The organism is Edaphobacter sp. (assembly GCF_028283685.1).
GTDB lineage: Bacteria > Acidobacteriota > Terriglobia > Terriglobales > Acidobacteriaceae > Edaphobacter.
Genome location: NZ_JAPWKF010000001.1, coordinates 516,492 through 526,941 on the forward strand (window position 1 = coordinate 516,492; position 10,450 = coordinate 526,941).

General features: G+C 58.9%; 10 protein-coding genes. 6 read left to right on the forward strand and 4 right to left on the reverse strand.

Features of this window, described 5'->3' with window-relative positions; translation table 11 throughout:
• Positions 1 to 98 precede the first annotated feature (98 nt).
• From PW789_RS02125 to PW789_RS02135, 3 genes are read left to right on the forward strand one after another with little or no spacing between them, the layout of a single operon-like run.
• A complete protein-coding gene (locus tag PW789_RS02125; protein WP_299370749.1) occupies positions 99 to 905 on the forward strand; it encodes a MotA/TolQ/ExbB proton channel family protein in 807 nt (268 codons plus the stop codon).
• Positions 906 to 907: 2 nt separating this feature from the next.
• Positions 908 to 1,321 carry a biopolymer transporter ExbD gene (locus PW789_RS02130; protein WP_299370751.1) on the forward strand — a complete coding sequence of 138 codons (414 nt, stop codon included), beginning with the start codon at positions 908 to 910 and terminating at the stop codon, positions 1,319 to 1,321.
• Positions 1,322 to 1,329: 8 nt separating this feature from the next.
• Positions 1,330 to 2,121, forward strand: a complete 792-nt coding sequence (locus PW789_RS02135; protein WP_299370753.1) for a TonB family protein — start codon at positions 1,330 to 1,332, stop codon at positions 2,119 to 2,121.
• Between the two features lie 5 nt (positions 2,122 to 2,126).
• On the opposite strand, the gene PW789_RS02140 is transcribed toward PW789_RS02135, so the two are convergent.
• Entirely contained in the window at positions 2,127 to 3,455 is a 1,329-nt protein-coding gene (locus PW789_RS02140; protein ID WP_299370755.1) for an enolase C-terminal domain-like protein, read from the reverse strand.
• Positions 3,456 to 3,686: 231 nt separating this feature from the next.
• On the opposite strand from PW789_RS02140, the gene tolB reads away from it, so the two are divergent.
• The 3 genes from tolB to PW789_RS02155 all read left to right on the forward strand — a co-directional run bounded on the left by tolB (position 3,687) and on the right by PW789_RS02155 (position 6,939).
• Entirely contained in the window at positions 3,687 to 4,991 is a 1,305-nt protein-coding gene (gene tolB / locus PW789_RS02145; protein ID WP_299371605.1) for a Tol-Pal system beta propeller repeat protein TolB, read from the forward strand.
• Positions 4,992 to 5,085: 94 nt separating this feature from the next.
• Complete coding sequence (locus PW789_RS02150) at positions 5,086 to 5,850, forward strand: OmpA family protein (protein WP_299370757.1); 765 nt, start codon at positions 5,086 to 5,088, stop codon at positions 5,848 to 5,850.
• 126 nt (positions 5,851 to 5,976) lie between these two features.
• A complete protein-coding gene (locus tag PW789_RS02155; RefSeq protein ID WP_299370759.1) occupies positions 5,977 to 6,939 on the forward strand; it encodes a tetratricopeptide repeat protein in 963 nt (320 codons plus the stop codon).
• Between the two features lie 58 nt (positions 6,940 to 6,997).
• On the opposite strand, the gene PW789_RS02160 is transcribed toward PW789_RS02155, so the two are convergent.
• The 3 genes from PW789_RS02160 to PW789_RS02170 form a co-directional block, all read right to left on the reverse strand.
• A complete protein-coding gene (locus PW789_RS02160; protein ID WP_299370761.1) occupies positions 6,998 to 8,857 on the reverse strand; it encodes an ABC transporter ATP-binding protein in 1,860 nt (619 codons plus the stop codon).
• A gap of 81 nt (positions 8,858 to 8,938) precedes the next feature.
• Complete coding sequence (locus PW789_RS02165; protein ID WP_299370763.1) at positions 8,939 to 9,313, reverse strand: hypothetical protein; 375 nt, start codon at positions 9,311 to 9,313, stop codon at positions 8,939 to 8,941.
• 144 nt (positions 9,314 to 9,457) lie between these two features.
• Positions 9,458 to 10,369 (reverse strand): SCO family protein, encoded by a 912-nt coding sequence (locus tag PW789_RS02170; protein ID WP_299370765.1) that lies wholly within the window; start codon positions 10,367 to 10,369, stop codon positions 9,458 to 9,460.
• Positions 10,370 to 10,450: the final 81 nt, after the last annotated feature.

Here is a 10,450-nt window from a genome sequence, read left to right on the forward strand (position 1 = left end):
ACTGGTCCATGTGCATGGAGTGACAACGCAGGAGATACACCTGTAAATGTGAAAGCTGCGTCCAACGATTACACTAGCCTCTGGTGGACACAACAACTATGGTCTGGACACTTGCCTTAGCCTTTCGCTTCTTCCAGGAAGAAGCCGCTTCCGCACCTCCGCCCGCCGCGGCCAACTCGAGCGCGATCGCGGAGATGATCCATAACAGCGGCCCGGTCGCCTTTACGGTTCTACTTTTGCTGCTGCTGGCCAGCATCTTCTCCTGGACGATCATGCTTTCTAAATGGTCCAGTTTCAAGAAGGCCCAGGCGCAGGGGCAGCGTTTTGTCCGCGCCTTCCGCAAGTCCAGCCGCCTGAGCGAGGTCGCTGCGGTCGCCGATCAGTTCAGGCCGAGTCCTCTGGTAGCGGTCTTCAACGAGATTCACGACGAGTATCAGCGCCAGAATGGCGGCCGTGGCCTGCCGCGGAATCCAGTTGCTCTGGAGCGTGCCGCTCAGACTGCCTCGAGCGAGGCGCTGACATCGATGGAGAGCAGGATGACCTGGCTGGCCACGATCGCCGCCATCGCTCCTTTTATCGGTCTCTTCGGTACGGTATGGGGCATCATCGATGCGTTTCACGGACTCGGCACCGCAGGAGCCGCCACACTACGCGCCGTGGCTCCCGGTATCTCCGAGGCTCTGATCACCACCGCAGCTGGCCTGGTGGTCGCGATTCCCGCGGTCGTAGGCTACAACCAGCTGACGGCGCGGTTGCGCGAGTTCGGATCGCGCATGGACGACTTTGGCCGCGAGTTGTTGAACGCTATTGAGAATGCCGCCATGCTGACTCCGACACAGCCCACGCAGCCGCCGACAGCGACCTACGCTCCAGCCGAGGAGCCGCCGCGCCGGAGGGCCTTCTAGCCATGGCCTTCTCCGCCAAAGGCCGCACGCAGACCGCGCTCGCCGAGATCAACATCACGCCGCTCGTCGACGTTGTGCTGGTGCTGCTGCTGATCTTCATGTTGACGGCGCCGGTCCTGCAGTCGGGCATCGACGTCGCCATCCCGAAGACACGTACCGTCAATCAGGTGACGGATGAGCGCCAGGTCGTGACCATCGACCGCGATCAGAACGTCTTCCTGCAGGACAAGCCGGTGAATGTGAACGAGCTTCCCGCACGGCTGCGTTCAAGCAGCAAGGGTGATCCATCCAAGCGCGTGATCTACCTGCGCGCCGATGAGCGTGTTCCCTTCGGTGCCTTTGCTTCTGTGATGGATGCAGTCAAGCAAGCCGGCATCACCAACATCAGCATCGTTACCCGCCCCATCGAGAAGTAAACGAACGCATGGCAGCCGAGACCCGCTGGATACAGGACGAACAGAGCACAGGCGAGAACCTGCGCGGGAACCTTGTGGGTTCCCTGGTGCTTCATGTCGCCATCGCAGGACTGATCTTCGGTGCGGCATATATCAGCAATCGCGGCCACAATTGGGGAGAGAACGCAGCGACGGCCGGTGCGATCCAGGCGACGATGGTCGCCTCGCTTCCCTTGCCTCCAAAACAACGTGAGCTGGATAACGGCGTGCTGACCTCGGAGTCACCGAGTCCCGCTCCTGTCGTCGCCAAGGAAAAGACGGAGCCTCCACCAAAGCCTGACGAGGTCGCGGTTCCCGAGAAGACGAAGCCGGTAAAACAGGCTCCGCAGCCGACCCCTGCGCCGCCAAAGCATCCTCAGCCCACGCCTCCGCAGCCCACCAAGGCAGCAACCGGAGAGACCGCCGGAATACGCATTCCGCAGTCGACGATCGAGCTTAAAAACGGCACAGCATCAGCGATGGTCCAGGATCGTACCTTCGGTGCGCGTTTCGCCTACTACGTCAACATCGTGAACCGGACGGTTGCGCAGAACTGGTACACGCAAGAGGCCGACCCGCGTGCCTCGGTAGGCAAGAGCGTGACGGTTATCTTCGACATCAATCGCGATGGCACCCCGGCAAATCCGCGACTGGGCACAGGAAGCGGCTCTCCGTCGCTCGATCAATCGGCGATGCGTGCGATTCAGCGCGTCGAGGGCTTTGGTCCTCTCCCCGCAGGCGATCGCATTACCGTCGAGTACACCTTCCATTACACGCAGTAGCCCGCCTATTGCTTGATGACGGTTCCATCGAGGCGGCGAATCTCTCCCCAGCCCCCGTTCAGTCCGTTCTTACTCGGCGTAAAAGGCGATTTCGCGGCCTCCTTCTCGTCGACCTCGATTCCCCAGCCCGGCGCCTCGTTCACCCACAGATAGCCATCCTTCATCAACGGACAGCCATGAAAGATCGCCTGCGTGCGGTCATTGAATGGGCTGTATTCCTGAATGCCGAAGTTCGGGCTGACAATATCGAGCGTTATCTGCGCCATGTGTCCCACGGGGGAGACATCGCCAGGGCCATGCCACGCCGTCTTCACGCCAAACTGCTCGGCGAGGATGGCAATCTTGCGCGCCGGGCTAAGACCGCCCACCTGTGAGAGGTGACAACGGATGTAGTCGATCAGGCGGCCTTCGAGGAGAGGCTGCCACTCATGAGGGCTATTGAAGAGCTCACCCATCGCAAGCGGCGTCGCACAGTTATCGCGAATCTGACGAAAGTAGTCGATGTCTTCGGGGGAGAGGGGATCTTCAACGAAGAAGAGGTTGAATTTTTCGACCTCTTTGCAGAAGAGCACGGCCTGATTCGGAGAGATTCGTTCATGAACATCGTGCAGGAGGTTCAACTCGTCCCCGAGCTCCTGGCGGCAGACCTCGAACATCTTGAGAGCGCGGCGGATGTACTGCGCCGGCTCGAAGAGTGGCTTGTCGTGCAGCGGCTTAAAGTTTGAACTGCCCGCAGCAGAAGACCCATAGCCAGCCATCCCCGGGACGCCGATCTGGACGCGAACGTTGCGAAATCCCTGTTCGACGTAGTGACGGGCGGAGGAGACGACATCGGCGTAGTCCTCCCCTCCGGCGTGGCCGTAGGTATCGACGGCCTCGCGACATTTGCCGCCGAGAAGCTGATAGACCGGCATCCCCGCCTGACGTCCCTTGATGTCCCATAAGGCCTGGTCGACTCCGCTGATCGCGTTGTTCAGCACCGGGCCGTTCTTCCAGTACGAGCTGTCGTAGCAGGACTGCCAGATGTCTTCAATGCGATCGGTCGCCTTCCCCAGCAGAAAGGGCTTCAGATACTTCTCCACGGCAGGCCGAACGAGGTCGGCACGTTGCGTAAACGTCGCACAGCCGTAGCCGTAGAGACCGTCCTGATCGGTGAGTATCTTAACGACGGTAAGGCGGACGCCAGCCGGCTCGCACTCAATGACCTGAATGTCCTTGATCCGGGGAGAGACCATGCCGCGACCGGCATGCTGCTCTGCGCGGGCCAGATTCGGAGTGAGGCTGCTAAGTGTCGTGGCGGCGGCCAGCCGGAACAGATCGCGACGAAGGATCATAATGCCCCTTTTGCCCATGAGATGATCGAGAGGCTGTGACAACACGCAGATTCTCCCGAACTCGAGTCAGCGGAATTCTACTGATTTCAGAGAGATGAATGCGGTAATCCTTTTTGGTTCATGCAAAAAGCACCCAAACCATCACACTTTGCGTCTACGATAAAAGAGATGAACTTTCGTTCCGAACGACCTCTGACACATCTGATCCGTTTTACGTTTGCGGCGGCAATCATGCTGTCTCTACCGGTCGGGCTTCACGCCCAGGACTGGTTCAAGACCGAGACATCGAGCGGAGTTTCCAACATCCGCCTGGCGGTTGCCGACTTCAAAGGCGTCTCAGCGACCGATCCGCAGACGCTTCCGCTGAAGCACACCTTCGATACCACGCTCTATAACGATCTTTCGAATGCGGGTATCTTCGATCTCATCTCGAAGAGCATGCTTCCGCAGGCAAGCCCCGGCGCTCCGGCAGAGATCAACCTTGCCCAGTGGGGCGGTGCCCCGGCCTCGGCGGCGATGGTCGCCTTTGGCGCGTTCGGTTCTTCCGGCGGGCGAATCACGGTGAATGGATTTCTGTTCGATGCCAAGAACACCCAGTTTCCGCAGGTGCTGGCCAAGCAGTACAACGAACAGGCAAGCGACGACATGGCCCGGCAGGTCGCGCACCGCTTCGCCGATGAGATTATCTTTCGCCTCGGCGGAGGTGTTCCCGGAATCGCCGAGACCAAGATCTATTACGTAAAAATCGGCGGCGGCAATAAAGAGATCTGGGCGATGGACTACGACGGCGCCAATCAGCATGCGATCACCCATCTGGGCACCGTATCGATCTCGCCGAGAATCTCGCCGGACAACAGCCGCATTGCATTCTCATCGCTGGGTCGTGACGGATTCCAGATTCGCATGTACTCCCTGCTGCTGAACCGGCCTGTCAGCTTCCCTTCTGCAGGAGGGACGAATCTCTCTCCCGCATGGTCGCCAAACGGTCGCGATATCGCATTCTCGTCATCGCGCAGCGGCGACCCGGAGATCTGGATTGCGGACTCTAATGGCGGTAGCGTTCACCGCGTGACCAGCTTCCGTGGTCCCGATGTCTCGCCGGTCTTCAACCCCAAGACAGGATCGCAGATCGCATGGATCAGCGGACGGACCGGGCTGCCGCAGCTTTACATCATGGACACGGACGGATCGGGCGTATCGCGCATGACCGATGGTGGCTACGCCACGTCGCCATCGTGGTCTCCGAACGGACAGTTCATTGCCTTTGCCTGGGACCGCAAGTACGGCCCTGGCGCACCTGGCGGACAGGACATCTACGTCATGGAGGTTGCGACCAAGCGCTGGATTCAGCTGACGCATGATATCGGCCGCTGCGACTTCCCCTCGTGGTCTCCCGATGGACGCCACATCGTATTTGCCAATACTCCAGGAGGGCGCAGCTCGAGCACACGAATCGTCTCGATGCTGGCCGACGGTACCGGTCGCAAGACGCTCACCGAAGCGGGAGCGGATATGCCGAACTGGAGTTGGAAATAAGAACGTCGTTCTGCGAGATAATTGTTGATGGGAACACTCGCAGTAATGACTTCAAACCTTGGTTTTTGATCTGAATGCAGGAGCAGGAGAGACAATGAACTTATCGCACGCAAATTATCGCCGGGCTGTGGCAATGCTTGCCGTTGCAGCGGCCCTTAGCGCCGTGACCGGATGCCACAAGAAGGACAAGGCAGTTGATCCGTCCTCGCTGGGCCCGATGCCGGCACCGCCCGCCGCCGCACCGACCGCCACTCTGTCGGCAGACCCAGTGGCGATCGACCTCGGCCAGTCGGTTGTGCTCAACTGGCGCACCCAGAATGCCACGGTCGTCACGATCGACGGCATCGGCGAAGTTCCGAGCAACGGTACACAGACGGTCTCCCCGTCGAGCTCGACCAACTTCCACCTGACCGCGAAGGGTGACGGCGGCACGACGGAGGCCAATGTTCGCGTGACAGTGCGCGTGCCCGTCGCTCCGACCAACAATGGCGACTCCGGCGACATGGGGTCAGAGGCGGCCTTCCACCAGAACGTACAGGACGTCTTCTTCGACTACGACAGCTACGATCTGCGTCCTGATGCGCAGACCTCATCTCAGACTGCGGCTTCCTATCTGAACGCTCACAAGGCGATCAAGATTGTCATTGGCGGCTACTGTGACGAGCGTGGCTCGGCAGAGTACAACCTGGCCCTTGGCGAGAACCGCGCGAACTCGGCGAAGACGGCCCTGGTCAACGCAGGTGTCCCGGCCTCTCGCATCCGCGTGATCAGCTACGGCAAGGAAAAGCAGTTCTGCACCGAGCAAAACGAAAGCTGCTGGCAGCAGAACCGTCGCGCTCAGTTCTCGATGGACCGCTAGAGCTGTTGAGATGACCCTCGGCCCTCGCGTCTCCGCAGATAAATGCGGCGCGAGGGCCTAACCATTGCACCGGAACGACGAAGAAAGGCGAGAGGACCGATCACCGCCATGACAAAAATAAGCACAATGAAATTTCGTATCACCGCGAGCTCGACGCTGCTCGCTGCAGCTCTCCTGTTGCCGGCAACACCCTCGTTCGCCGTCAGCAAAGAGATCGTACAGCTGCAGACCCAGGTGCAGCAGTTGCAGGATGCCGTAGCCCGACTGCAGCAGTCCAACGACGAGCGTATGGGCGTCATGAAGGACCTGGTGCAGCAGAGTGCGGACTCCGTCAATCGCATGTCGCAGAACATCGACACGCTGCAGAAGCAGATGCAGGTGCGCCAGGAAGCACAGAACGGCAAGCTGGATCAGGTCTCCGGACAGATTCAGTCGCTGAACGATTCGCTGGACGAGGTCAAGGCTCGACTTGGGCGTATGGAGAAGGTGATGCAGGACGTCCAGAGCCAGCAGCAATCCATGAGCGCGAATATGCCTGCGGGCGGCGCTGCGGGAGCTCCTGTCGACGGTAATGCGGCCCCTGCTCCGGTTACGCCTCCCCCGGCGGCTGCTCCGGCGCGACGCGGCAAGCCCTCTGCAGGAGTTCCGATGTCGGCTGCGCCGGTGGAGCAGGCTCCACTGGCGCCGGCTGCGCCACCGGTAGACGAGCTTTACAAGACCGCTCTGGGCGACTACATGGGAGCCAAGTACCCTCTGGCTTCCTCAGAGTTCGGCGATGTCATCAAGAATTACCCGGAGAGCCCTCTGGCGGGCAACTCCTCCTACTATCAGGCCGAGATCCACTATCGCGGCGGAAAGTACCAGGATGCGATTCGCGAGTACGACCACGTCATCGAACAGTTTCCGGATAACAGCAAGGTTGCGGTATCTCACCTGCACAAGGGACAAGCACTGCTGGCGCTCAAGCAGAATGATGCCGGTGTCCGCGAGTTTCGCGCTCTCATTCAGCGCTTCCCCAACTCTCCCGAGGCCATGCAGGCGCGCAGCAAGCTAAGCGGCATGGGGGTCACGGTGACACCACGGCACTAAGAGCGATTGATTCCTATCGTTGAAATGCAGGCGATCCCCGATGCGGAGATTGCCTTTTTCATTTAAGCTCTTCCACGGGATCGCCTTCACCGGGCGCGAGAAAGAGATTGGCTTCGAGGCCATGCTGACGAGTGTAGAGATCGTAGTACCTGCCCTGTTCGGCATAGAGCTCGTCGTGAGTTCCTTTTTCCACCACGCTCCCCTGCTCAATGACGAGGATCTGATCTGCCCGGCGAATCGTCGAGAGACGATGGGCGATCACAAAGGTCGTTCGTCCCTTCATCAGGTGATTGAGACCGCCCTGGATCATCGCTTCTGACTCGGAGTCTAGCGAACTGGTCGCCTCATCGAGGATGAGAATGCGTGGGTCCGCCAGAATCGCGCGCGCAATGGAGAGACGCTGCCGCTGACCACCGGAAAGCTTCACCCCCCGCTCGCCAACGATCGTCCCGTATCCCTCCTGGAAGCGTTCTGCAAACTCGTCGACGCGGGCAATCTTACAGGCGTGCAGAAACTGCTCCTCGGTCGCCAACGGATGCGAGAACAGGATGTTCTCCCGAATCGTGCCATCGAAGAGAAAAGTCTCCTGAAGGACAACGCCCAGCTGATTTCGATAACTCGCCAGGTTGACCGTGGCGAGATCGAGTCCGTCGATCAACACCTGGCCGGTGCTGGCCGAATGGAAGGCGCAGATCAGCGAGATGATCGTCGATTTACCCGACCCTGACGATCCGACCAGGGCAGTCACCGTGCCCGGCCGGGAATCGAAGCTGATGCCATGCAGGACTTCCTTCCCTTCTTCGTACGAGAAGGTCACGTCCTGAAAGGACACTTCGCCGCGAATCGGACCGAGAATTTCGGTCCGCAGTGGATCAGCATCCTCCGTTGCCTCGGCAAGAATCTCGCTCGTACGGTCAAGGCCGGCGACGGCTTCTGTAAGCTGCGTTCCGATCGACACCAGCTGAACGATCGGGGCGATCATAAAGGCCAGGAACATCACATACGTGACATAGCCTCCGGTCGTCAGCCTTCCAGCAACAACCTGGTGAGCGCCAAGGTACATGATGAGCGCACCGACAACACCAAGCACTGCTGTCGAAGCGAGTGCCATCAGGGATTGCGCCGTGAGCGATGAGATGACATTCTGCAGCAGCCGATTGGCGCCCCCCGCAAAGACCTCGGCCTCAGTGGACTCAGCATGATAGCCCTTGACCACTCGAACGCCGCCCAAAGACTCCGTGAGCCGGCCGGTCACCTCTGAGTTAATCTTCGAGCGCTCCCGGAAGATGGGACGAATCGTCTTGAAGGCGCGTTGCAGAATGAGCCCGAAGACGACAAGGATCACAAACGTCACCAGGGTCATCTGGACACTAAGATGAATCAGGTAGCCGAAGGCAAACAGCGCTGTGAGAACGCCTCCGAAGAAGTCGATGACACCTGTGCCGATCAGGTTTCTAACGCCCTCAACATCCGTCATGATGCGCGCTACAAGGGTTCCGGTTCGATTTTCATCGTAAAAGGCGACTGGCAGGCGACCGATATGCTCCTGAACCTGCATCCTCAGCTCTGCGATCAGCCGCTGACCTTCCTTGGAGAGGAGCTGGGTCAGGGTAAACGATGTAATTCCCTGAACAATCGTGGCTAAGGCGACGATCCCAACGATATAAGGCAGCTGGTACAGCAGATGCTTGCCCATCACGTTATCGATCAGGTAGCGCGTGGAGGCAGGAAGAATGAGTCCGCTCGCACGGTTGACGACCATCAGCAGGAAGCTACAACCCAGCAACACACGCCTGGGCCTGATGAGCTTCCAGACCTCAGGCAACACCTTTTTCAGCGTTGGCCGCGGACGGGTAGCAGTCATCTCGCCGGAGATTGCGCGTCCTGTGTTCCGTGATGGTCGATCGGCGGCCTTCATAGAAGGCGCTCCAAAGCTGGAAGGTCCAAGGGAAGGCATCTCTATACCAGTGTACGCTTCTGCCCTCCCCCAACCGGAGGGCTAGGCCTTCGCGACGCGTGCGTTGATAAACGAGCGAATGCAGAACAACACATAGATCAGGCATAGCAGCGACATCGCCGCCTTCTCAAGAATTGCAGCCGGATAAGGGTACGACGCTCCGTGTGAAAGCCGGTACGCCGCGATATCGGCCGGAATCATGGACAGGAAGCCGAGCAGAGCTACGGTGACGGAGATGTGCATCCACAGCATGCGCTTCTTCGAGTCAGCCGTATTCGCAAGCGCTCCAAAGAGAACAAACAAAAGTCCGAGGACCGCAGGAATCAGCGCCGTGGGGTGAGCGCTCCCCGTCGCGACGAATCCGGTGACCGCCAGAAGAATAAGAATGATTCCAAACGCAATAGTGAACCTTGCCATGTTCTTGTAGCTCCTGATCTTGTGGGCTTGTCCGGTTCCCCGGTTTTTAGCCTGATGCTGAGGATAAACGATTCGAGGGCCCCGGAACATGCCATCACCCGCTCTCAGCAGCCAGCAACGGGATTCAGTGGACCAGCCATTGACCTAAGCTGCCGCGACCTTCTTCAACACGGCCACAATATCTTCGGGCTTCCAGTCATTTGTCGGGAACCAGGCAGCGATCTTGCCGTCCTTGCCGATGACCGCCGTCGAGAGCGAATGGGTGAGGGTCTTGTCATCTCCCTGGGTAATTCCAACCCCGAAGTACTGTGTGATTGAATCCAGTTCTTTTTCTGGAGGAGCCGCGAAGTCCCAGTGCCCGAACTTCTCGCGCGTGTAGTTTCCTGTATACGCTCCACCGTAGCTACGCAGAACAGATGGCGTGTCGTATTTGGGATCAAAGCTGATGCTCAACAGGTGCGTCTCCGCATAAAGGGAAGCATCCTTAGCCAGGGCTTTATCAATCTCGGCGAAGTTACGGCTCATCCGCGGACAATAGTCCGCAATCGGGCAGCGCGTGTAAATAAAGGTGACGAGCAGCACCTTCCCCTTGAACTGGGACACATGAATCGTCTTATCGCTCTGATTGAGCAGGTGAAAGTCCGGAACGCTGTCTCCCGGTTTGGGCACGTGATACTGAACCGCAGGCTTGTAGTCCGGGCGGGCCTGAGCCAGGACCACAATATTGTCGAGCTCAGGACTGCGGAACCCCGCTGCGTCCTGCTGAGCGATGATACGCGCGGAGATCATGTCACCGGGATGCAGCTCGCTTACGATCGATGGATCTTTCAGCTTATAAGGCATCGTCATTGCGTCCATGAAGCCAGGAACCGCATCGTGATCGAGCGTGACGTGGGTCGCATCCGTGCTGATGATCTTGCCTCTCACCGGGAATGTTTTTTCAACATATTTCTTCTCAGTCCCTGACGATCCGGTATTGCAGCCCAGGGTCAGCGTTGTCGCAGCAACCAGCATGACGGGGGCAAAGACAGATGCAAGAAAGAACTTTCGAGACACGGGCAAACTCTCCTGATTAACGATGATACGTGCATGGGCGCCACTCTTTCACCGCCACCTGGACAGATGTTCGATTTCCGA